Annotated in this window: 21 protein-coding genes and 1 riboswitch; of the genes, 15 read left to right on the forward strand and 6 right to left on the reverse strand. The window is 40.8% G+C overall.

What is annotated here, in order from left to right; genetic code table 11:
* The first annotated feature begins 3 nt into the window (after positions 1-3).
* Positions 4-330: a YnfA family protein gene (locus tag QLQ22_RS04350; protein WP_284016075.1), complete on the forward strand. Its 327-nt coding sequence runs from the start codon at positions 4-6 to the stop codon at positions 328-330.
* 25 nt (positions 331-355) lie between these two features.
* Here QLQ22_RS04350 and QLQ22_RS04355 read toward each other — a convergent pair whose 3' ends face one another.
* Positions 356-760: a YkvA family protein gene (locus tag QLQ22_RS04355; protein WP_223440010.1), complete on the reverse strand. Its 405-nt coding sequence runs from the start codon at positions 758-760 to the stop codon at positions 356-358.
* Between the two features lie 85 nt (positions 761-845).
* On the reverse strand, positions 846-1,169 hold the full coding sequence (locus QLQ22_RS04360; protein WP_284016076.1) for a hypothetical protein: 324 nt from the start codon (positions 1,167-1,169) through the stop codon (positions 846-848).
* A gap of 203 nt (positions 1,170-1,372) precedes the next feature.
* Here QLQ22_RS04360 and QLQ22_RS04365 point away from each other — a divergent pair, with 203 nt between their 5' ends.
* The 3 genes from QLQ22_RS04365 to QLQ22_RS04375 all read left to right on the forward strand — a co-directional run bounded on the left by QLQ22_RS04365 (position 1,373) and on the right by QLQ22_RS04375 (position 5,211).
* The gene (locus QLQ22_RS04365) at positions 1,373-2,056 is read left to right on the forward strand and encodes a zinc metallopeptidase (RefSeq protein ID WP_223440011.1); all 684 of its coding nucleotides are present in this window, start codon (positions 1,373-1,375) and stop codon (positions 2,054-2,056) included.
* Positions 2,057-2,333: 277 nt separating this feature from the next.
* Complete coding sequence (gene iadA / locus QLQ22_RS04370) at positions 2,334-3,509, forward strand: beta-aspartyl-peptidase (RefSeq protein ID WP_284016077.1); 1,176 nt, start codon at positions 2,334-2,336, stop codon at positions 3,507-3,509.
* Positions 3,510-3,841: 332 nt separating this feature from the next.
* Positions 3,842-3,945: riboswitch (purine riboswitch) on the forward strand.
* Positions 3,946-4,173: 228 nt separating this feature from the next.
* Entirely contained in the window at positions 4,174-5,211 is a 1,038-nt protein-coding gene (locus QLQ22_RS04375; protein WP_223440014.1) for a PTS sugar transporter subunit IIC, read from the forward strand.
* Between the two features lie 31 nt (positions 5,212-5,242).
* Here QLQ22_RS04375 and QLQ22_RS04380 read toward each other — a convergent pair whose 3' ends face one another.
* The gene (locus QLQ22_RS04380; protein WP_252208093.1) at positions 5,243-6,649 is read right to left on the reverse strand and encodes a sigma-54 interaction domain-containing protein; all 1,407 of its coding nucleotides are present in this window, start codon (positions 6,647-6,649) and stop codon (positions 5,243-5,245) included.
* A gap of 203 nt (positions 6,650-6,852) precedes the next feature.
* On the opposite strand from QLQ22_RS04380, the gene pruA reads away from it, so the two are divergent.
* The 3 genes from pruA to QLQ22_RS04395 all read left to right on the forward strand — a co-directional run bounded on the left by pruA (position 6,853) and on the right by QLQ22_RS04395 (position 11,032).
* Entirely contained in the window at positions 6,853-8,400 is a 1,548-nt protein-coding gene (pruA, locus tag QLQ22_RS04385; protein ID WP_252208094.1) for an L-glutamate gamma-semialdehyde dehydrogenase, read from the forward strand.
* A gap of 12 nt (positions 8,401-8,412) precedes the next feature.
* Positions 8,413-9,615 carry an ornithine--oxo-acid transaminase gene (locus QLQ22_RS04390; RefSeq protein ID WP_284016078.1) on the forward strand — a complete coding sequence of 401 codons (1,203 nt, stop codon included), beginning with the start codon at positions 8,413-8,415 and terminating at the stop codon, positions 9,613-9,615.
* A gap of 139 nt (positions 9,616-9,754) precedes the next feature.
* Positions 9,755-11,032 carry a Glu/Leu/Phe/Val family dehydrogenase gene (locus tag QLQ22_RS04395; RefSeq protein WP_223440019.1) on the forward strand — a complete coding sequence of 426 codons (1,278 nt, stop codon included), beginning with the start codon at positions 9,755-9,757 and terminating at the stop codon, positions 11,030-11,032.
* Between the two features lie 233 nt (positions 11,033-11,265).
* On the opposite strand, the gene QLQ22_RS04400 is transcribed toward QLQ22_RS04395, so the two are convergent.
* Positions 11,266-11,916 (reverse strand): phosphatase PAP2 family protein, encoded by a 651-nt coding sequence (locus QLQ22_RS04400; protein ID WP_284016079.1) that lies wholly within the window; start codon positions 11,914-11,916, stop codon positions 11,266-11,268.
* Between the two features lie 129 nt (positions 11,917-12,045).
* On the opposite strand from QLQ22_RS04400, the gene QLQ22_RS04405 reads away from it, so the two are divergent.
* Both QLQ22_RS04405 and QLQ22_RS04410 read left to right on the forward strand, forming a co-directional pair.
* Positions 12,046-12,858, forward strand: coding sequence for a YihY/virulence factor BrkB family protein (locus QLQ22_RS04405; RefSeq protein WP_223440020.1), 813 nt, complete (start codon positions 12,046-12,048; stop codon positions 12,856-12,858).
* A gap of 142 nt (positions 12,859-13,000) precedes the next feature.
* Entirely contained in the window at positions 13,001-13,480 is a 480-nt protein-coding gene (locus tag QLQ22_RS04410) for a CarD family transcriptional regulator (protein ID WP_223440021.1), read from the forward strand.
* A gap of 80 nt (positions 13,481-13,560) precedes the next feature.
* Here the strand turns inward: QLQ22_RS04410 and QLQ22_RS04415 are convergent, their stop codons facing one another.
* Together QLQ22_RS04415 and QLQ22_RS04420 are read right to left on the reverse strand one after the other, a co-directional pair.
* Positions 13,561-13,875: an ArsR/SmtB family transcription factor gene (locus tag QLQ22_RS04415; RefSeq protein ID WP_223440022.1), complete on the reverse strand. Its 315-nt coding sequence runs from the start codon at positions 13,873-13,875 to the stop codon at positions 13,561-13,563.
* Positions 13,876-14,077: 202 nt separating this feature from the next.
* Complete coding sequence (locus tag QLQ22_RS04420; RefSeq protein WP_284016080.1) at positions 14,078-15,349, reverse strand: uracil/xanthine transporter; 1,272 nt, start codon at positions 15,347-15,349, stop codon at positions 14,078-14,080.
* A gap of 289 nt (positions 15,350-15,638) precedes the next feature.
* Here QLQ22_RS04420 and QLQ22_RS04425 point away from each other — a divergent pair, with 289 nt between their 5' ends.
* The 6 genes from QLQ22_RS04425 (at position 15,639) to QLQ22_RS04450 (ending at position 21,711) form a co-directional block, all read left to right on the forward strand.
* Complete coding sequence (locus tag QLQ22_RS04425) at positions 15,639-16,511, forward strand: LysR family transcriptional regulator (RefSeq protein ID WP_223440025.1); 873 nt, start codon at positions 15,639-15,641, stop codon at positions 16,509-16,511.
* Positions 16,512-16,884: 373 nt separating this feature from the next.
* Positions 16,885-17,604: a GntR family transcriptional regulator gene (locus tag QLQ22_RS04430; protein ID WP_223440027.1), complete on the forward strand. Its 720-nt coding sequence runs from the start codon at positions 16,885-16,887 to the stop codon at positions 17,602-17,604.
* 200 nt (positions 17,605-17,804) lie between these two features.
* Positions 17,805-18,890 (forward strand): ABC transporter substrate-binding protein, encoded by a 1,086-nt coding sequence (locus tag QLQ22_RS04435; RefSeq protein WP_223440028.1) that lies wholly within the window; start codon positions 17,805-17,807, stop codon positions 18,888-18,890.
* A gap of 15 nt (positions 18,891-18,905) precedes the next feature.
* Positions 18,906-19,982: an ABC transporter ATP-binding protein gene (locus tag QLQ22_RS04440; protein ID WP_284016081.1), complete on the forward strand. Its 1,077-nt coding sequence runs from the start codon at positions 18,906-18,908 to the stop codon at positions 19,980-19,982.
* A gap of 8 nt (positions 19,983-19,990) precedes the next feature.
* Positions 19,991-20,908: an ABC transporter permease gene (locus QLQ22_RS04445; protein ID WP_284016082.1), complete on the forward strand. Its 918-nt coding sequence runs from the start codon at positions 19,991-19,993 to the stop codon at positions 20,906-20,908.
* Positions 20,905-21,711, forward strand: a complete 807-nt coding sequence (locus QLQ22_RS04450; protein WP_223440031.1) for an ABC transporter permease — start codon at positions 20,905-20,907, stop codon at positions 21,709-21,711. The genes QLQ22_RS04445 and QLQ22_RS04450 overlap by 4 nt, the downstream gene beginning before the upstream one ends.

Below are 21,711 nucleotides of genomic sequence, written 5' to 3' on the forward strand. Positions count from 1 at the left end.
AAAATGGTTTACACAATCTGTTTATTCTTGCTGGCAGGCCTTGCTGAAATTGGCGGGGGATATTTAATTTGGCTCTGGCTTCGGGAAGGAAAACCCATTTATTGGGGAGTTTTTGGAGGTTTATCTTTAGCTCTTTATGGAGTCATTGCTGCTATGCAGACTTTCCCTTCTTTTGGAAGGGTGTACGCTGCATATGGAGGTATTTTTATTGTGCTTTCAGTTCTGTGGGGATGGGGAGTTTACCGGAAAACACCTGATTTCTATGATATATTTGGTGCAATCATTTGTCTTGCCGGAGTGTCAGTTATGCTATTTGGGCCAAGAAATTAAGCACCTCGAGAGGTGCTTAATTTCATTAGATTTTTGAATCAACGTCTGATGTATCAACCTGATCGCCAAACCATTCAACAAGCTTTTGTTTAGCCTGATCCTTTATATCCTGATCAATGTACATGGCTACTTGCAAAAGTGCCAGGCCGAGAGCTCCAAGGTCATCTGTGTAGCCGACGCCGACAGCTAAGTCGGGAATGAGATCAAGCGGCAAAATGAAATAGCCGAGGGCGCCAATAATAATCGCTTTTGTTTTTGCCGGCACTTCCGGTTTTTGAAGCGTAAAATATAAAAGCAGCACGGCATAAACAACTGAGGATCCTGCCTTTTTTCCATACTTCTTTAATTTGCTCCAGAATTTCGTCTCTGAATAGTGTTTTTCAGATTCCTTCAATTGCTCGTATGTTTCCTGTTCCTGCTTTGATGGCACGTATTTCACCTGCTTTTCATAAGGTTTAAGTAAATTTTTGCATTGATTGGCAAGCGGAAACACCTAGATCCTTGGTCAGCACGGCTCAGTCAAAAAAAGTCAGATATTTCTCTGCCTGTCGGAGCCGGACAGTCGGTTCCGCTTTTCTAAGATGTCTAGCTTCACCTCCTAACTCCTCGGCCAGAACAAATTCCCCGAAAAAGGCAAACCCGGCCTTTTCCGGTGAATTCTTATCTGCCTGTCGGAGCTGAACAGTCGGTTCCGCTTTTCTAAGATGTCTAGCTTCACCTCCTAACTCCTCGGCCAGAACAAATTCCCCGAAAAAGGCAAACCCGGCCTTTTCCGGTGAATTCTTATCTGTCTGTCGGAGCTGAACAGTCGGTTCCGCTTTTCTAGTATACCGTACCATTATTTTACTACAATCCCTGCCCTTCATGTTAAGACTTCGATACTTAATATAAGCTGATAAACAAAATGGTAAAGAACTCCTGAATATTGTACATTGTTCACAAAAAATCCATTCTGACCGGTTTGGCTGGATAGTTTTACAGGGGATATGATAAAAGAAAGGGGAAAACTAAGAAAAACCGGAACGCAGGAGGGATCTCAAAAATGTTTTTTCATCCAATGGATATTTTGATTTTTGCGGCATTTGGACTGGCGCTTTGGGCGCAGTTTAAAGTGAAAAGTAATTTTAATACATGGTCAAAAGTTCAGGCTTCTTCAGGAATGACCGGAATGGAAGTTGCAAGGAGAATTTTAGACCACAACGGCCTTCATCATGTTCCGGTAGAACCTGTTAGAGGAAAGCTGTCGGATCACTATGATCCTTTAAAAAAAGCTGTACGGTTATCTGAACAGGTTTATTACGGAAACTCCATTGCCTCAATCTCAATTGCTTCACACGAAGTGGGTCACGCCATTCAGCACAAAGAATCCTATGGGGCTTTAACCTTAAGGCACAAAATGTTCCCGGTCGTGAATATTTCCTCAGGGATTGCTCCCTTTTTGCTTATAGGAGGCTTTTTATTAGGATCCTTCAATCTAATCGGTCTTGGAATTATCTTTTTTTCAGCTGCAGTGGCCTTTCAATTAGTCACACTGCCTGTAGAATTCAACGCCAGCAGAAGAGCAAAGGATTTTATCATTGCAGAAGGAATCATCCGCAATGAAGAAGAGCGCGGCGTAAACAAAGTTCTTGGGGCAGCAGCGCTGACATATGTAGCAGCAGCTCTCATTTCACTGTTTGAATTGCTGAAGTTTATTATGATTTTCAGCCAGGGGCGGGAAGAGTAGAAAAAGACAGCTAACTCATAATTTTGAGCCAGCTGTCTTTTTTTGCTGAAAGTGGAAAGAGGAATTAACAGAACTTTACGCTAAAAAATGCATACCGCCTTTTGGTGTTTACCAGCAACTGATACAATAAATTTATTCATTACGACACTCGCAAGAAGACTCGGAAACCCGGAAAAATCTTATTCTTCCCGGAAATGATGCTGTTGTTGCAATTTAATGAACTGCGGACCATTATAAAAAGGATATAGAAAACCTTGGAGTAACAGGAGGAAAAAAATTGCTTACTTTAATTAAAAACACAGAAGTATACGCACCCCATTATTTAGGCCGCAAGGATGTTCTGCTTGCGGCAAATAAAATAGGCTATATAAAGGATACGATTAATTTGGATTCCTCATCTATTGATGTAAAAATAATTGATGGAACAGGAAAGCTCCTTGTGCCGGGATTTATTGATGCTCATGTACATTTAATCGGCGGAGGAGGAGAAGGGGGCTTTAAAACCCGAACACCTGAACTGAATTTAACAGATGCTACAACTGCGGGAATCACAACGGTAGTTGGAGTGCTCGGAACCGATGGAACAACAAGACGGATTGAAAGTCTGCTTGCTAAGGCCCACGCTTTGGACGAAGAGGGAATCACGGCTTACATCCACTCCGGATCGTATCAGATTCCGGTGAAAACATTAACAGGGAAGATTGAAGAGGATTTAATATTTATTGAGAAAATACTTGGTGTAGGCGAGATTGCTATATCTGATCATCGTTCTTCTGAACCGGCTTTTGAAGAACTGGTGAAAATCGCAGCTGCAGCCCGAAATGGCGGTTTAATTACCGGAAAAGCAGGACTTTTGGAAATACATGTAGGCGACAGTGACCGCAAACTTGATCTTTTGTTTGAGATTGCAGAAAAGACGGACATCCCTATGCATCATTTTCACCCGACCCACATTAACCGAAACGCGGAATTATTTGAAGAAGGCATCAGGTACACGGAAATAGGCGGATATGTGGACTTAACAACAAGCACGATTCCTCACTTTCTTGAGGAAGGAGAAGTGAAGTGCAGCAAAGGCTTGCGGCTGATGCTTGAGAGAGGCGTTTCAATTAATCAGATTACGTTCTCATCAGATGGACAGGCAAGTCTCCCATATTTTAATGAAGATGGCGATTTTGCGGGTCTTCAAGTCGGGAGAGTGTCATCTCTTTATAAGGAAGTACGTTCATCTGTATTGGATGAAGGAATTCCGCTTGAATCAGCTCTTCAGGTCATCACCTCTAACCCGGCACGAATTTTAAAGCTTAAAAACAAAGGTGAGATCAAAGAAGAGAAGGATGCTGATCTTGTAGTACTGGACAAAGAGAAGCTGACGATTGATACCGTTATTGCAAAAGGAAAAGTGATGGTCGAAGGAGGAGTCCCGATCATTAAGGGGACATTTGAAAACTAAATAAACTGGAGCTGAAGGAATAACCGGCAGGTGGCAGCATTTATATTGGTGAGGCAATACTGTGGGGCTAAAGAAGAAAATCGCAGTGATTCATACCAGGTATAATTGACCATCATTTTGACAACAAAGCACAGCTTGGCAGATTGATTGCAGTGGTTTATGAAAAAGGAGAAAGCAATCAGCCGTCTATTATGCCGCTTATAAAGTTGAAAACAAGAATAATCAAGACCTTCAGGAGAAAATGCTTGAACTGAAGTCAAACAGAAATTAATTATTCTGAACTTTTTAATATCCATTGTTCAATGAAACCAATTCCTATATACTTCTAACTATTATTTTAAATTTTATATTCTTGTATAATTTCAGTCAAGATGGTCTGATCGTTTCTACCTGGCAGCCGCTAAAATGCCAGACTACAAGAAGGTATGAACAACAAAGATGAGAAGATGGAATGGTAAGGTATGCTAATCATCGATTATCCTGTTTGCTTATTAGGATTGTCTTTGAATTGCGTATTGCACAGCGATTCCGTATGCACGCTCTTATTTTTTCGTACTTTCTGTCTTGCGGCTGAAGGTATGAAAGAATAAGGGCTTTTTGGATATTGTAAAAGAATGAATGCCAGCTGATGTATAAATTCTTAACAGCCAGAGGAGAGAGACAGATGGAATTGCTAAAAGGAACGGCGCTATTATTAGTGGTACTTGGGTTATTTTCTTTATTCAGCTATAAAGCACCAAAGGGTATGAAGGCGATGGGAGCCCTCGCCAATGCAGCAGTTGCCGCTTTTCTTGTTGAAGCCTTTCAGAGGTATGTTGGAGGAGATCTTCTGAAGATTGAATTTCTTGGGGAAGTCGGGGATGCTGCAGGCGGCATGGGCGGCGTAGCAGCAGCTGCTCTTGTGGCGCTTGCTCTTGGTGTGTCCCCGGTTTATGCTCTGATGCTTGGCGTGTCATGTGCCGGACTTGGTTTGCTTCCGGGCTTTTTTGCAGGGTATCTGGTTGCATTCCTGGTAAAGGTGATCGAGAAAAAAACGCCTGCAGGTCTTGATTTGCTGGTCACCATTATAGTGGCAGCCCCGCTTGTCAGATTAATTGGAAATGCCCTTACTCCGGTTGTCGATGCAACGCTTTTGAACATTGGCGGCATTATTACTGAAACAGCCAACAGCAACCCGATTATAATGGGGATTATCCTTGGCGGTGTGATTACCGTTGTAGCAACGGCTCCTTTAAGTTCTATGGCTCTGACAGCCATGCTTGGATTAACTGGACTGCCTATGGCGATTGGTGCATTGGCTGTATTTGGTTCATCCTTCATGAACTTTGTTCTTTTCAGCCGGTTGAAATTTGGAGACAGAAGAACGACAATTGCCGTAGCCATTGAACCTCTCACTCAGGCAGATATTGTTACAGCTAACCCTGTCCCCATTTATATAACGAACTTCTTCGGAGGCGCTGCAGCCGGAGTTGTCGTCTCCTTATTCGGACTTGTTAACAACGCAACAGGAACCGCAACCCCGATAGCAGGTCTTGCTGTCATGTACGGGTTTAATGACCCATTAACAGTTACCATTACTGCCGCGCTTTGTGCTCTTGCCGGCGGAATCTCTGGACTCCTTGGATCGATTGTGTTTAAAAATTTTAAAATCAAAACAGTTTCTGATATTAGAGAAAGCAGTGATTTTAAGGAGGCTGCGTAACGAAAAAAAAGCTTCTGGAGAAATTCTTTCCTCAGAAGCTTTTTTCTTTCCTTGCTTCGATATTCAGCTTTTTCATTCTGTATTGCAGACTCTGGCGGCTTAGGCCCGCTTCTTCTGCGGTTTTTGAAATGTTGTACCCGTTTTTTTTCAGCATGACTTTTATATAGTGAGCTTCCGAGCGGTCCATGTGTTCTTTTAGCTTGGATGATTCGATTGTTTCTTCATACAGCTGTTCTTGTGCAGAAGAAGCCGTTTGTACTTTTGACTTTGAGCGGAAATGCATGGGCAGATGGTTAAAGCGAATCGTTTCCTCATCTGCCATTAAATTCATTGCTCCCTCAATCATGTGCTGAAGCTCTCGCACATTGCCCGGCCATTCGTAAGTATGAAGAGTTTCCATGACTTCCTGATCAACACGCTGAACATCCATTTGGAAGAGCTCATTGTATTTGCTGATAAAACGCTGGATAAGCAGGGGGATATCTTCGGTTCTGTCTCTTAGCGGAGGGACAAAAACAGTTACTACACTCAGTCGATAGTATAGGTCCTTCCTCATCCGTTCTTTCGTGATGGCTTCAATAGGATCTTCATTTATTGTCGCTATGATTCTTACATCGATTGGTGTATCTTTCGTATCGCCAATCCGCCTGATCATTCTCTCCTGCAAAGCCCTCAGCAGCTTTGACTGCAAATGGGGATTCAAAGAGTTAATTTCATCAAGCAGCAGTGTACCTCCTTCTGCCTGTTCAAATAAACCCGGGTGATCAATTGCCCCTGAAAAAGCTCCTTTTTTGGTGCCGAATAATAGGCTCTCAATCAGACTGTCGGGCAGTGCAGCACAGTTCTGAGAAATAAAAGGAGCCGCAGAACGGCTGCTTCCGTTATGGATGCTCTGGGCAAAAAGCTCTTTTCCTGTACCGGTCTCCCCGACTATCAAGACCGATGACGCTGTCCGGGTCGCCCGTTTTGCACTTTCAATCACTTCTTTTATCGCGGGTCCTTCTCCGATAATGCTCTCAAACGTATACCTTGTTCCTCCCTTTCTTTTAATAGTGTCCTTCATCAGCCTTTCTATCTTTGTAATATCTTTTGCAATCTCAACAGCACCGACGATCTCTTCTCCATCTCTGATGGGGAAAGTATTGTTGACTGTTGTGATTTCTTTTCCTTTGTTGTTGAAATAGGTCTGTTTGATATTCTTTGTTTCTGTACCGTTCTGAAGAGCCTGCACTAGTGTGCTGTCCCCGTCTTTAGAAAACATGAACACATCGAGTAGGTTCTTATTCATGACATCCCGGCTGTCCATTGATTCAATCTGCATCATTTTTTTATTGTAGAGGATGGTGTGTCCTTTTTTATCAATCACGTGAAGACCTACATCGATTTCATCAATGATGGCACCCATAAACAGATGCAGATCTTCTTTTTTCAGATTCATAGTCAGTCCCCCCGTTTTGACTCTTTTATTCTATTTTATCCTGTCAGCCGTATTGAAGGCAAAAAAATTTTGCGTCAAGGGTGCAAAGAAATTATGCAAAGCAAAATAATTTTGCATCTGAAGGACCTTTTACTGGCGTGATTACATGTTGGCACGAAACTTGCATTCTATATATCTGAAGAAACAAATTAGGAGGAATTGCCATGACCGTTCCATACAAACATGAGCCTTTTACTGACTTTGCAATAAAAGAGAATCAGCAGGCCCTTCAAGAAGCACTTGCATACGTTAATACCCAGCTGAATAAAGAATATCCGCTGATCGTCGGTGAAGAGCGAATTACGACAGCTGAAAAAATAACATCGGTTAATCCAGCCAATAAAACAGAAGTAGTCGGAGTTGTATCCAAGGCTACAAAAGAATTGGCAGAAAAAGCAATGGAGAAGGCAGCAGTTGCCTTTGAAAAGTGGAAAAAACAGAAGCCTGAAGCGCGTGCATCCATTCTGATCCGCGCAGCAGCCATGCTCCGCCGCAGAAAGCATGAGTTTTCAGCCTATCTGATTAAAGAGGCAGGCAAGCCATGGAATGAGGCAGATGCCGATACAGCAGAAGCCATCGACTTTCTTGAGTATTACGCACGCCAGATGCTGAAGCTGAAGGACGGCGTTCCTGTACAGAGCAGAGAGGGAGAGCAGAATGCGTTCAGCTATATCCCGCTTGGAGTAGGCATCGTCATTTCCCCGTTCAACTTTCCGCTTGCCATTATGGCGGGAACGGCAGCCGCCGCAATTGTTGCGGGAAATACGATCCTTTTAAAGCCAGCAAATTCAACACCTGTTGTTGCAGCCAAATTTGCAGAGCTCCTTGAGGAAGCGGGACTTCCTGCCGGTGTCCTGAATTACATTCCGGGAAGCGGTGCTGAAGTAGGAGATTATTTGGTAGATCATCCGAAAACCAGATTTATTTCCTTTACTGGTTCGCGTGAGGTGGGGTGCAGAATCTATGAACGCGCTGCAAAAGTCCACAGCGGACAGATTTGGCTGAAACGAGTCATTGCTGAGATGGGCGGCAAAGACACTGTAGCTGTTGATAAGGATGCAGACCTGGATTTGGCCGCTTCTGCCATCGTTGCTTCTGCTTTTGGTTTTTCGGGACAGAAATGCTCAGCGGGATCACGTGCAGTTGTTCATCAGGATGTTTATGATGAAGTTCTTGAAAAAGCAGTGGAGCTAACAAGAAAACTTACTGTGGGGAACCCAGAAGAAGCAGGTACTTATATGGGGCCTGTCATCGACCAGAATTCCTACAGCAAGATTATGAGATATATAGAAATTGGCAAGGAAGAAGGCAGGCTCATGACGGGCGGTGAAGGGGACGAATCGAAAGGATTCTTCATCCAGCCTACTATTTTTGCAGATATAAGTGAAAAAGGCCGTCTTATGCAGGAAGAAATCTTCGGACCAGTCGTTGCTTTTTGCAAAGCGGATGATTTTAACCATATCCTTGAGATTGCCAATAACACAGATTATGGATTAACCGGTGCACTCATCTCGAACAACCGTGAACATATTGAGAGAGCGAAAGAAGAGTTTCATGTCGGTAATTTATATTTTAATAGGGGCTGCACAGGCGCAATCGTCGGGTATCAGCCGTTTGGCGGATTTAATATGTCAGGAACAGATTCTAAAGCCGGCGGTCCAGATTACTTGCTGCTTCACATGCAGGCGAAAACTACTTCAGAGACGTTTTAAGGAGGAATAAAAATGACAACATTGACAAAATCCCAAGAATTAATAAAGCAGACATCCCAATACGGTGCAAACAATTATCATCCGCTTCCAATTGTTATTTCAGAAGCAGAAGGCGTTTGGGTAAGAGACCCAGAAGGCAATCAATACATGGATATGCTGAGTGCCTATTCTGCTGTAAACCAGGGACACAGACATCCAAAGATCATTCAGGCGCTTAAAGACCAGGCAGATAAAATTACGCTCACATCCCGCGCGTTTCATAACGATCAGCTTGGACCATTCTATGAGGCTGTTGCAGCATTGACTGAAAAGGAAATGGTCCTCCCAATGAATACAGGTGCAGAAGCAGTCGAGACGGCGATTAAAGCTGCACGAAGATGGGCTTATGATGTTAAAGGAGTTGCAGAAGATCAAGCTGAAATCATCGCCTGCATCGGAAATTTTCACGGACGCACGATGTCTGCAGTTTCCCTGTCTTCAGAGGAAGAATACAGGAGAGGTTTTGGGCCAATGCTGCCTGGAATTAAGCTGATTCCATATGGAGATATAGAGGCATTAAGATCTGCCATCACAGCTAATACAGCGGCTTTCTTGATTGAGCCTATCCAGGGCGAGGCAGGTATCGTAATCCCTCCGAAAGGATTTTTAAAACAGGCAGCAGAGATGTGCAGAGAGAACAATGTTGTTTTCATTGCAGATGAGATTCAATCCGGACTCGGCAGATCCGGAAAGACATTCGCGTGTGACTGGGAAGATGTAAAGCCTGATATGTATATTCTCGGCAAGGCTCTTGGGGGAGGTGTATTCCCGATTTCCTGTGTGGCAGCAGGTAAAGACATTCTCGGTGTGTTTAATCCGGGTTCACACGGTTCAACATTTGGAGGCAATCCGCTTGCATGTGCCGTTTCTGTTGCAGCCCTGCAGGTTCTAGAGGAGGAAAAACTGGCAGAGCGATCTCTTAAGCTTGGAGCTTATTTTAAAGAGAAGCTCTCTGAAATAAAAAATCCGCTTATTAAGGAAGTGCGGGGAAGAGGCTTGTTTTTAGGAGTTGAACTCACAGTGCCGGCACGTCCGTACTGTGAAAAATTAAAAGAAGAAGGACTGCTGTGCAAAGAAACGCATGAAACGGTCATCCGTTTTGCCCCGCCGCTTGTCATCTCTGAAGAAGATCTGGATTGGGCGATTGCTAAGATCACACGCGTTCTATCAAACTGAGAAAGCTGGCACAGGGGTTTAATCTCTCTCAAAAAGATGAATTCGCGCGCTTTCAAAAGTAATTCACAATACATGCGAACAAGTAAAACTCACAAGTAAAAGTAAAACAGTTTATTATTCATATCAATGGGGTGGAATCATGGGGATTGTAAAGGACATACAGGCAGATAAAGAAAAAGAAAGCTTAAATTTATTTAAATCCACGCAGACGATTATTAAAGAAGCGCTGAACAAACTAGGCTATTCAGAAGAATTTTTTGAGCTTTTAAAAGAACCGATCAGAATGCTCACTGTCCGGATACCGATTCAAATGGATGATGGTTCGGTAAAAGTATTCACAGGCTACCGCTCCCAGCATAATGATGCAGTTGGACCGACAAAAGGCGGCGTCCGCTTTCATCCGGAAGTAAATGAAGACGAAGTGAAGGCTCTGTCTATTTGGATGAGCCTAAAATGCGGAATTGTGAATTTGCCATATGGAGGCGGAAAAGGCGGAATTATTTGCGATCCGAGGGAAATGTCGCTGAAAGAATTAGAGCGGCTGAGCCGCGGTTACGTCCGCGCAGTCAGCCAAATCGTAGGTCCTACAAAAGATATCCCTGCCCCGGATGTGTTTACGAATTCTCAAATTATGGCGTGGATGATGGATGAATACAGCAGACTGCGTGAATTTGACTCCCCTGGTTTCATCACCGGAAAACCGCTTGTCCTTGGCGGATCACACGGAAGAGAAACAGCTACAGCCCGCGGCGTTACCATTTGCATAGAAGAAGCTGCAAAGAAAAAAGGAATTACTCTTGCAGGAGCTAGGGTTGTGATACAGGGTTTTGGCAATGCTGGAAGTTTTTTGGCTAAATTTATGCATGACGCAGGTGCAAAAGTCATCGGCATTTCAGATGCATATGGCGCACTTTATGATGCAGACGGTCTTGATATTGATTACTTGCTTGATCGGCGTGACAGCTTCGGTACGGTCACAACACTATTTAACTCAACGATTACAAATAAAGAATTATTAGCGCTGGATTGTGACATTTTGGTGCCCGCTGCGATTTCGAACCAAATAACAGCTGAAAATGCACATCAAATTAAAGCGTCCATCGTGGTCGAGGCTGCAAATGGTCCAACAACCATTGAAGCCACTAAAATTTTAACGGAGCGGGGCGTTCTGCTTGTACCGGATGTGCTGGCAAGTGCTGGCGGTGTTACCGTATCATACTTCGAATGGGTTCAAAACAATCAGGGGTATTATTGGTCAGAGGAAGAAGTCACAGAAAGACTTCAAAAAGTGATGGTTGATTCTTTCGAGAATACGTTTCAAACAGCACTTGTCCATAATGTAGATATGAGACTCGCAGCATACATGATCGGAAGCCGGAAAATGGCGGAAGCTTCACGTTTTAGAGGCTGGATTTAAGAGGCGGCTGTAATCTTGATTACTCTGCTCCTCATACTGCGTTCACAATTGTACGGAATTATTTTGGAAAGTCTCGGAATAAACTCCAAAAGTCTTGGAATAAAGTCTGGAAGTCTCGGAATAAATTCCAAAAGTCTCGGAATAAAGTCTGAAAGTCTGGCTGCCTCTATTTAGCGCGCATTAATGCCAAATATCGTATACAAAAAGAGCCTGGAGAACTTCTCCGGGCTCTTCTATATTTTCGCTTTAAATTTCAGGGCCACAATACAAATGACAAGCCACGCGCCTCCCGCAGCAAACCCTGCAATCACATCGCTTGGGTAATGCACACCTAGATAGATTCTACTGAAGCCAATTAAAAAAACGATGAAAAAGAACAAGGCCATAATAAGAACTTTCAGGCTTTTCTTTTTGACCATTAGAGTTAATAAGTATGCAAGAATACCAATGAACGAAAAGGAAACCATAGAATGTCCGCTTGGAAAACTATAGCCGCTTTCTGTAATAAGAGGATTAAAAGTGGGGCGGTCCCTTTTAAACATCCATTTCAAATAATAATTCAAAAGAGATGAACCAGCTACTGCCACAATTAAAAACAGCCCTTCCCACCACTTACGGTTGATGAACAGCAGAATGAGAGCGATGGACATTCCAATCATGATGCCGGTTACTGAACCAAGGGAAGTAATGCCAGACATGATTAGGCCAAGCAGAGGGGTGCGCAATTCGTGTATATATTGCATGATGGGGGTATCAAAGGAGCGCAGCTCCATTTCGATGACTTCATCAGCAAATTCAATAAAGATAAAGCTGAATGCCCCGATCATCAGGATGGAATACATGATAAAAGCCTTTGACATCTTTTCTTGTGCATCATTCTTCATTGCAAAACTCCTTACCGTATTTAATAAAGAAAATACCACTTTTGATTTTACAGCAAACATTATCGATCGTTTCAGGTTTTAAGATGCAGATTTAAGGAAAAAGAATACTACAATTGGAGGTGTCGCAGATTGATTAAAGAACTTATTAAACGAATACAGCTGCATGAAACAGGAGATCAGGCAGCTGTGCTGTCCCACTTCTTTTTACTATCCTTATTTCCGCTTCTTATTTTTTTGGTCGCATTGCTTCCTTACTTTAATATTGAAACGAGCAGTATGGTTGATATTATAAACCAATATGCGCCTGCAGAAGTAGGGGGAATGCTTTCTGACCATTTAGAAGGGTTAATAAACGAACCTAACGGAGGCTTGCTGTCATTTGGTATTTTGGCTACTATTTGGTCAGCGTCTAATGCAACAAATGCCCTTATCCGGTCGTTAAACAAAGCGTTTATTGTGGAAGAATCCCGTCCATTCTGGAAAATTCGTCTTCACGCAGTTATTATGACAATCGGTCTTGTCATTACGTTTGCCCTTACACTTTTATTGCCTGTGTTTGGAAGTGCTATTATCGGATTTATTGGCAATTATTTTTCATTTGTAAGTGACAATGAAATTATATTAAATGTAATGAGGTTTTTAATATCTTTTCTAATGATGTGTGCGGTGCTGATGGTTTTGTATTATTTGGCTCCTAATGAAGAGATGACTTTAAAAGGTGTCTGCTTCGGGGCAATCATCGCAACAATCCTATGGCAGCTCGTATCGCTTGGGTTTGCATTCTATGTTTCTCAGTTTGGGAATTTTAATGCTACATACGGCAGTCTTGGCGGTGTCATCGTTCTCATAACCTGGCTTTATTTATCGGGATTTGCGATATTGATCGGCGGAGAAATAAATGCCATCAAGGTTTGTGAGAGGAACGGAAAAAAATGTGTATAAGCCTTGATGGAAGAAACGACAGCTTTATAAATAAAAAAAAATAACTATTGACATTTAATAATAAATGATGTTAAAATTAAAAATTTGATATATACACCTCCATATGGTATACTGTAAATAGATACCATATGGAGGTGTTTTTTTGTTCAAAATAGGCGACAAAATTATGTACCCAATGCACGGAGCAGGAATTATAGAATCTGTAAAAGAGATGGAGATACAAGGCAAGAAACAGGAGTACTTTGTTATTAAGCTGTCCATCGGGAATCTGCAGATTATGATCCCTCTGCAAAAATTGAATAAGCTCGGCATTCGTCCTGTTGAAAATCAAGGAAAGCTTGAAGAAGTATTGGTTGTTTTCCATGACGGGGAATCAGATGAGCTGCTGCCTTGGAAAGAACGATATAAAACCAATATGGATAAAATAAAATCAGGGGAAATCCAGCAGGGGGCAGAAGTAGTTAGAGACCTCATGCGGAAAAGTCACGATAAGGCCTTAAACACAAGTGAAAAACAAATGCTGAACAACGCCCGGAATATCTTTGTCAGCGAACTTATCTTAATCAAAGGCTGCACGGAAAATCAGGCTAATGAAATGCTGATGACCAGAAAAATATCATAAGCTGTGCCCAAAATAGTGAGAGCTATTTTTTTTTTGCGAAAAAATCACAAAAAACATTAAAAAGTGATCTCTCAGTCTCCCTAATCCTCTCGGCAGTTTGATTTAAACAGGCTGCATAATTCATTTGAAAGAAGCTGATTCACTTCTCTTTTATTAAAAGAATAATAACTCCAAGTGCCTTTTGACTCTTTTGAAATCAACTCTCCGTCCAATAAAATTTTTAGATGATAGGATAATTTAGATTGGGGCATGTTTATCATTTCACTCAAATCGCAAACGCACACGGACTGGTGCTGGCAAATGAGATGAAGAATTTCCAGGCGTTTTTGGTCAGCGAGCGCTTTGAATTTTTTTTCAAAGAGTGCTAATGTTTCGTTATTTAGAGCTTGTTCCATATTTATCACCTTTCATCAGGATTGATCATCTTTCATCAAGGATTAAAGTATATTCGGTATGAAACGATTTGACAATGTTTTAACAATAAAAGTTGATTAATTGCTCGGTTGAAACGGAAATAGGACAAAAAACGTCTATCAGAGAAGATAGACGTTTTTTGTGTTAGAAGATGGCTGCGATAACAAGTCAGTTCTGCATTCTTTATTCCCACTTCACAAAAGCCTCCAGCAAAATTGACAGCAGAATTCCCATCATCAGACCGTTAGATAATAGCGGGGAAATATAGACGGATAAATCCTGAAAAACAGCTGGATCTGTGTTCATGATGCTTACGCCGAGCAATAAAGGAGCTGCAATCCGGAAAATGGTTTTTGAGTCAAAGTTTGTTCCTTGAATGCTTTTAAGTGCTGTGCCGAAAAGCTGCAGATAAGCAACGAAGAGGACAGCGTTTCCGACTGTTATCGGAAGCGTGACAAGAATGGCAACGAGCGGCGGGAAAATGCCCAAAAGGGTAATGAGAGCCCCGCCAATGAGAAAAGGCTTGCGCCTGAAAATTTGAGTGCTTTCCAGAAATCCGATTGTTGAAGTAAAGGGTGCATATGAAACAAGGCCAAGCAGGGAAGCACCTGCAGAATAGGAACCTGTTAAAAAAAACGACCTCCTGAAAGAAGCAGCATCAGGATGATTTTTATAAAGCTTTGCAGCAGCCTGTATAGATGCAATCGTATTGCTGAGGTTCATCATGCCTCCAAGAAAGGCAATCAGGATAATCCCCCATTCCAGATTTGGTTTTCCAAGCGGGAAGAAGATGGAACCCTGCCCGTTAACGGCCTGCATGGACCCTTCCGAAGGAAATAAAAGCAAATACAGAATCCACCCGACGACAATTCCAAGGAGGATAGAGAAATTGCCCAGAAAAGCATTTCCCTTTATTTTTAATAAGCTGACGAAAAAAACAAGGGCAATGGAAAATAAACTTACAGCAGCATTTATTGTTCCATCCGGTTCTATTTTCAGCATTCCTTTGAAAAAGGTCAAAATTAATTGAAAAGCAAGCAGGAAAAGATACACACTGGAAACCATCGGTGTGAAAATCTTCTGCACGGCGGAAGTTAAGTTTAATGCAGCCAGCACGATCGTTACAATTCCTGCAAGCATTATTCCTGTAGCAATTCCTCCGCCAATTTGCGAAAAGCTCATGCCGAGTGAAGAGGCTGACATGCCGAGATTTAAAATCAGACCCCAAATAATCCCGGAATGTCCCTCCATTATAGGGTATCTGTGGCCAATCCACCCTTGAAGAAAGCATGCGAGACCTGTAAAAATCAAAGAGCTTCTGAGAGTTATGGCAATTTGGTCTGGTGTAAGTCCAAATGCAGTACCTACTGAAATAGGAACGACAATCGTATTTGCAAAGATAAAAAACAGCCACTGTATCGAGGCAAGCGGAGTTGTAAATCGGGATAATTTCATTATTCTTTCACCTATTTCGATTATGCCTTAGAACAGAACGATAAGAAGAATATATTCTTAAAGGCGTTATTTGGAAGACGTGGCGCATTATTTATGATCATATAAAATGATCCTGAATCAATCCTTTTCATGCTATTAACTGACTAATTCCCCTTCCTATGCAGCAATGGTTTTTCTCTCATTTTTTTCGTTTCCTATTATTTATGCTATCATACGATTAAGTATATGAAAAATATTTATTTAATCAATAAACTATATGAATTTAGTATATGGAAAAGGCAGGTTATATATGGATATCAGACAAATGAAGTATTTTATCGCCATTGCAGAAGAAGGCCAAATAACTGCGGCGGCAAATCGTTTGAGAATGGCACAGCCTCCTCTCAGTCAGCAGCTGAAAGCGATGGAAACTGAGCTTGGTTTACTCTTGGCGGAAAGAAAGGGAAAATCCCTTGAGCTTACAGATGCAGGACGTAAGCTGTATCAGCATGCTCTTAAAATAACAGATGCCATGGAAGAAGCCGTGCTCGAAGTAAAAGAAACAGGATCAGGTAAAAAAGGAAAGCTTTCAATTGGAGTGAATACGTTATCGAATTATGATTTGCCGAGATTATTAAAAACATTTCAAAAAAGATATCCAGGTGTATCTTATAAGATTCAGCAAAATGAATCTACGCAGCTGTGCAAACTTCTTAAAGAAAGAGTAATCGATCTCGCAATAGTGAGATTGCCGCTTGAACTTGATGAATTTGACGCAATTTCGCTTAAACCGGAGCCTTTTTATTTCGTAACTGCTGATTCATCACTCATTATGTCATCTTCTGTTGCGTTTGAGGAGCTTACTGATATTCCGCTCATTATCCCAAGTACAGAGGGGCTTGGTTTGTATAACAAAATTTCTTTTGCTTTTACGAGCAGAGGGTTAAGTCCCGACATCATGTGCGAGTGCTCTGATATTTCCATTCTTTTTGATTTGGTTTCCTCTAAATTCGGATCTACCATTGTCCCCGAAACAGCGGTCAGACTAAATTCGCTGAAAGATTTACATGTTTATCTTGTAGAGGACACAGAAGAGCTAGGGGAATCAGGTGTAATTTTCATTAAAAATCACTACTTGCCAAAAACAGCTCAAAACTTCCTTGAACTAGTACAAGAAGGGTAATATGGCTAAACAAACAGAGGGGTAAAGGGAAAAAAGTTGTTTTAGAAACGGGTTATAAATTTTAAGAAAATCACACAGATAAGCAGGAGCCCCTGCATTTTCTGGCGAAAATAGTGGCTAAGGAGGGTTAGGAAGGAGCAAACATACAGAAAAAAACAGACGTTATCTTAATTGGCGGCTGAGTCATGAGCGCGACTTTGGGATCATTACTGAAAGAGTCGGAACTGAAATGACATATACTCTCTAAGACTTTCTAACATTGGTATTCGATTCTAAAGCCTATAAAAAATAAATATTCTAAATATATTGACATTTTTCCTTAAAAGAGATAATTTTAAAATTATAAAGTTATAATATTATAAGGAGAATTATAATGCAGATAGATAAAAACCAGCTTATTCCCCTTTACAAACAAGTGGAACACGTTTTAGAGGAGAAAATAACATCAGGTCATTGGGAAGTAGGGAGTCAATTACCAACTGAACAAGAATTATCTGACCTTTTTGATGTTAGTACCATTACTGTTAAAAGGGCCGTAATTGAGCTTGTAAATAAAGGATATCTTTTTAGGCAAAGAGGGAAGGGAACTTTTGTCTCGGGAGCTGTAAAAGAACAAGATATCAATTCTTTTATTTCTTTAACAACTGATTCTGAAGAAGAGCATCCGCATGAATTGATTAGTTTTTCTATTGAGGATGCGGGAATCGAGGTTGCAGAGAAAATGAATCTTCAAAAAGATTCACCAGTGATTAAAATAAAGCGCTTAAAAACCGAAAATAGTGAACCGCAAGCGCTTGAATATACATATCTTCCAGCCGCAAAATGCCCTGGTCTTACACCAAATGATATCAACAATGAGCTTATTTATAATTTACTTAAAGGCAAATTTAATATTGCATTAGGAAGAGCCAAGGCAATTATTAAACCTTTCATTGTACTTAATGAACAAGCGAAACTGCTCAATATTGAATCTGGCAGCGCCGTTTTTGAATGGGAAAGGTTTACCTATACAAAACAAGAAGAGATTATCGAGTACTCGAAATTTTATATTCGGCAAGATAAAGAAACTTATTATACTGAAGTCTTTTTTTAAAAAAATTGATTCCATTTACACAAGTTATAAAAATATAAAGTTATAATATTATATTTTTTTAATCATTATTATCTGATAATTTATAATATTATAATAATATAAATTATAGATGGAAAAAGGAGTGAAAATCCATTATTCTTCATCACGATCAGCTCTTTATGTGCAGGAAATGCAAGTTAAATTGTTGAGGGGGAAAAATGATGAAAAGAACAACCTTTTTTACCGTATTAATTTGTTTACTGCTAGCCATAGCTTCTGGCTGCAGTAGCCAAGCAGGAACTTCAGGTGCAGGCTCAAAAGAGAAAGATGGACAAAAAACATTAGTTTTGGCTGCCTACGGCGGTAGCTATGAACAAAAGATGAAAGAAGTTCTTATCCCTAAATTTGAAAAGGAACATGACGTAAAGATTAAGTATATTACCGGAAGTTCGGTTGATACTTTGTCAAAGCTGCAAGCTCAAAAGGACAATCCGCAAATTGATGTTGCATTTTTAGATGATGGTCCGCAGGCACAAGCAAAAGCCTTTGGGTTACTTGCGCCTTTAGATCAGGAAGTAGTTACTAATTTAGAAAATGTATACGACATCGCAAAGGATAAAGATAATATTGGAGTCGGTTTTGGAATCATTTCGACGGGACTGGCGTATAACAAAGAATTCTTTGAGAAAAATGGCTGGGAGCCATTAACATCTTGGAATGATTTGGCTGATCCTAAGTTTAAAGGGAAACTTGTATTGCCTTCGATTGCCAATACTTACGGGGTTCATATGCTTCTCATGACAGCTATTGCTAACGGGGGCAGTGAAGAAAATATAGAGCCAGGTTTTGAAAAATTAAAAGAAATTGCCAAAAATGCAGTCACATTTGATAAAACGGCAGACGTTTCCAACTATTTCATGCAGGGTCAGGCTGTGGCAAGTGTATGGGGCAGCAGCCGTGTATACACGCTGCAGGACACAGGTTTTCCAATCGAGTATGTAGTACCTGAAGAGGGGGTTCCTGCACTGATGCCAACTATTAGTGTAATTAAGGATGCACCAAATGCAGAACTTGCGCAAAAATTTGTCAATTTTATTTTAGATGAAGAAGCACAGACTTTATTTGCTAATTCATTGTTTGATGGTCCGGTTAATAAAAACGTGAAATTAGAGGGAGATATTACTAAAAAGATCATTTATGGCGAAGACCAAATTGCAAAACTTATAAAGGTAGATTGGGATGTTGTGAATAAAAAAAGAGCAGAGTGGACTGAAAAAGCAAACAAAGAAATTGAAGTAGCCCACTAACGAAGAGGTGATATGATGAGTTTTTTAAGCCTTGAAAATGTGTTAAAAACATTTAATAAAACAGAAGTGGTAAAAAAGTTAACTCTTGAGATCCAAAAAGGGGAGCTTATGTCCTTTCTTGGTCCATCTGGATGTGGAAAGACAACAACCTTAAATATGATTGCGGGATTTTTGGATGTGGATGGCGGAAAAATCAAGGTGGACGGGAAACCCGTTCACCTGACTCCTCCAAATAAAAGAGAAATGGGCATGGTATTTCAAAACTATGCTTTGTTTCCTCATATGACTGTTTTCAATAATGTGGCATATGGGCTGAAACTTCGGAAAGTCGGAAAAAGTGAATTGAATAAGCGTGTGCTTGAAGCATTGGAAATGGTCCGATTATCAGGCTATGAAAAACGTTATCCGAAAGAGCTTTCAGGCGGACAGCAGCAGCGTGTCTCCTTGGCAAGAGCTTTAGTTATCAAACCGAAAGTACTGCTGCTTGATGAGCCATTAAGTAATCTCGATGCAAAACTTCGCCAGGAAATGCGCGAGGAAATTGTGGATATTCAAAAGAAGGTCGGAATTACCACTATATTTGTTACACATGACCAAGAGGAGGCACTTGCGATTTCAGACCGGATAGCGGTTATGTATGAAGGGAGAATTGAACAGGTTGATACTCCTGCTGAAATCTATAATCACCCGAAAACTGATTTTGTGTCCCAATTTATTGGAGAAGTAAATCAAATTCAGGGAAAAGTGCTGGAAATCTATGAAGATAACAAATGCAAAATGCACTTTTTCGGTCATGAACAGATTGTTTCGGTCAATTCGAAGAAGAATTCAGAGGTTGATTTTTTTATCAGGCCTGAAAAAATACAAATCTCTTTAGTAGATCCCTCTGATAGAAATGCAGGTTTTCCGACGAAAGTCGAAAGGAAGATGTTTCTGGGTGCTAAGACAAGATATATTTTAAAAGCACAAGATAAACAGCTGGTTGCTGATATATCAAATACAGTATTAAATCCTAATCAAATTCACGAGGGAAACAACGTATTTGCTATTTGGAATCCAGAGGATTTATTACCTTCCAGAAAGGTGAGGTGACAGATCAAATGCAAACCCCTATCGGAATGGAACAAGATATATTGCTAAAACAGAAGAAAAAGAATAAAAACAGGAAACGCCTTGATACGTGGCTATTATTGGTTCCTGCTCTTGGAATATTCATCTTTTTCTTTTTACTTCCTCTCTTTTTCCTTTTTATCACCAGTTTTAAGACGTTCGATGCCGGAAGTGGAATTGGAAGTGAATGGACATTCCAAAATTATATCAAATTCATTTCGGACCCTTTTTATTTAAGCGTCGTATGGAGAACGGTAAAAATCGCTTTGCTGACAACATTGGCTTCAATCATCATTTCTTACCCTGTGGCATTTCAAATTTCAAGAGCAAGCGGAAGAGTGAAAAATTATTTAACATTGCTTGTATTATCGCCGCTGTTGATTAGTATGGTCATCCGCTGCTATGGCTGGGTTATTTTACTGTCAAATAACGGTGTAGTGAATAATACTTTGATAAACCTGGGCTGGATTGACCAGCCGTTAACTTTACTGTATACGGAGTTAAGTGTGGTTATCGGTATGGTACACGTCTTATTGCCATATATGGTGTTAAGTATCATGGGTTCGCTTGAAAGAATCGATCCTTCCGTTATAAGGGCCTCACAAAATCTTGGGGCAAGCTCATTTAGAACATTCTTTTCGGTTTTACTGCCTTTAACATTACCGGGAATTTTTGCAGGATCTGTTATGGTATTCAGTTTAAGTGTAAGTTCATTTGTTACACCTGCTATTCTTGGCGGTCCACAGGTGAAAGTTATGTCCTATTTAACATATGAGCAGGTTGCCGTTATGTTGAACTGGCCATATGGTGCAGCAATTGGCTTCTTATTAATTATTATTGCGACGATTACGATCATCGCTTATAGCAAAGTTCTTGCCAGTTCGGAAAAAGGAGTGGCAATTCAATGAAGAAAAAGAAATTTCCCAAATTTCTATTTAACTTTGTTTGTTTCATAGTATATGTCTTTTTACTTGCACCTATTGTCGTTGTATTAATGTCTTCATTAACAACCACAGATTATATTGTTTTTCCGCCAAAAGGATTGACTCTCAAGTGGTATGTTGAGCTTGTCGAACATCCCGAATTTATGCAATCTTTGGTGCTAAGTATTATTGTGGCAGTTGGTACTTCAATGATCGCAACGGCAATCGGGACGCTTGCATCCATCGCTGTTGTCAGGCGTCAATTTAAAGGGAAAACAGCCATTGTCCAATTAGTTGGATCACCTCTCTTAATACCATCCGTCGTGTTTGGAGTGGCCCTTCTCCAGTTTTATTCTTGGATAGGTTTGGCAGCAAGTCCTCTTGCTTTAATAATTGGACATATTATTCTAACAGTACCTTTCGTTATGCGCTTAGTAGTTGCTAGTTTGGCAGGCTTTGATCGCTCCATAGAACAAGCTGCCATGAATTTGGGGGCTGGGCAAGTTAAAGTGTTTTTCCAAATTACTCTTCCTGTTATTAAATCCGGGGTAATAGCAGGTGCCATTTTTGCATTTATCACATCATTTGATGATTTAACAGTAGCGTTATTTATTGTAAGTACCGATGTCGTTACGCTGCCGGTCCGGATCTATACTTACATGCAATACCAATATGATCCAATCATCACATCTGTATCAAGTATTATGATTTTATTAACCATCGTGCTGATGCTTGTCATTGAAAGAGTTTTAGGTGTAGGAAAGGTCTTTGCATCGAAAAAACAATAA

It is taken from the genome of Metabacillus hrfriensis (assembly GCF_030127205.1).
GTDB lineage: Bacteria > Bacillota > Bacilli > Bacillales > Bacillaceae > Bacillus_P > Bacillus_P dongyingensis.

Excerpts from the sequence above, each read along its gene's own strand:
- QLQ22_RS04395 (WP_223440019.1), top strand. The coding sequence starts at position 9,755 with ATGGGGATTGTAAAGGACATACAGGCAGATAAAGAAAAAGAAAGCTTA.
- QLQ22_RS04440 (WP_284016081.1), top strand. The coding sequence starts at position 18,906 with ATGAGTTTTTTAAGCCTTGAAAATGTGTTAAAAACATTTAATAAAACA.
- QLQ22_RS04390 (WP_284016078.1), top strand. The coding sequence starts at position 8,413 with ATGACAACATTGACAAAATCCCAAGAATTAATAAAGCAGACATCCCAA.
- QLQ22_RS04365 (WP_223440011.1), top strand. The coding sequence starts at position 1,373 with ATGTTTTTTCATCCAATGGATATTTTGATTTTTGCGGCATTTGGACTG.
- QLQ22_RS04420 (WP_284016080.1), bottom strand. The coding sequence starts at position 15,349 with ATGAAATTATCCCGATTTACAACTCCGCTTGCCTCGATACAGTGGCTG.
- QLQ22_RS04360 (WP_284016076.1), bottom strand. The coding sequence starts at position 1,169 with ATGGTACGGTATACTAGAAAAGCGGAACCGACTGTTCAGCTCCGACAG.
- QLQ22_RS04400 (WP_284016079.1), bottom strand. The coding sequence starts at position 11,916 with ATGAAGAATGATGCACAAGAAAAGATGTCAAAGGCTTTTATCATGTAT.
- QLQ22_RS04445 (WP_284016082.1), top strand. The coding sequence starts at position 19,991 with ATGCAAACCCCTATCGGAATGGAACAAGATATATTGCTAAAACAGAAG.
- QLQ22_RS04435 (WP_223440028.1), top strand. The coding sequence starts at position 17,805 with ATGAAAAGAACAACCTTTTTTACCGTATTAATTTGTTTACTGCTAGCC.
- QLQ22_RS04380 (WP_252208093.1), bottom strand. The coding sequence starts at position 6,649 with ATGAATCTGAAAAAAGAAGATCTGCATCTGTTTATGGGTGCCATCATT.
- QLQ22_RS04415 (WP_223440022.1), bottom strand. The coding sequence starts at position 13,875 with ATGGAACAAGCTCTAAATAACGAAACATTAGCACTCTTTGAAAAAAAA.
- pruA (WP_252208094.1), top strand. The coding sequence starts at position 6,853 with ATGACCGTTCCATACAAACATGAGCCTTTTACTGACTTTGCAATAAAA.
- QLQ22_RS04350 (WP_284016075.1), top strand. The coding sequence starts at position 4 with ATGGTTTACACAATCTGTTTATTCTTGCTGGCAGGCCTTGCTGAAATT.
- QLQ22_RS04375 (WP_223440014.1), top strand. The coding sequence starts at position 4,174 with ATGGAATTGCTAAAAGGAACGGCGCTATTATTAGTGGTACTTGGGTTA.
- QLQ22_RS04450 (WP_223440031.1), top strand. The coding sequence starts at position 20,905 with ATGAAGAAAAAGAAATTTCCCAAATTTCTATTTAACTTTGTTTGTTTC.
- QLQ22_RS04430 (WP_223440027.1), top strand. The coding sequence starts at position 16,885 with ATGCAGATAGATAAAAACCAGCTTATTCCCCTTTACAAACAAGTGGAA.
- QLQ22_RS04425 (WP_223440025.1), top strand. The coding sequence starts at position 15,639 with ATGGATATCAGACAAATGAAGTATTTTATCGCCATTGCAGAAGAAGGC.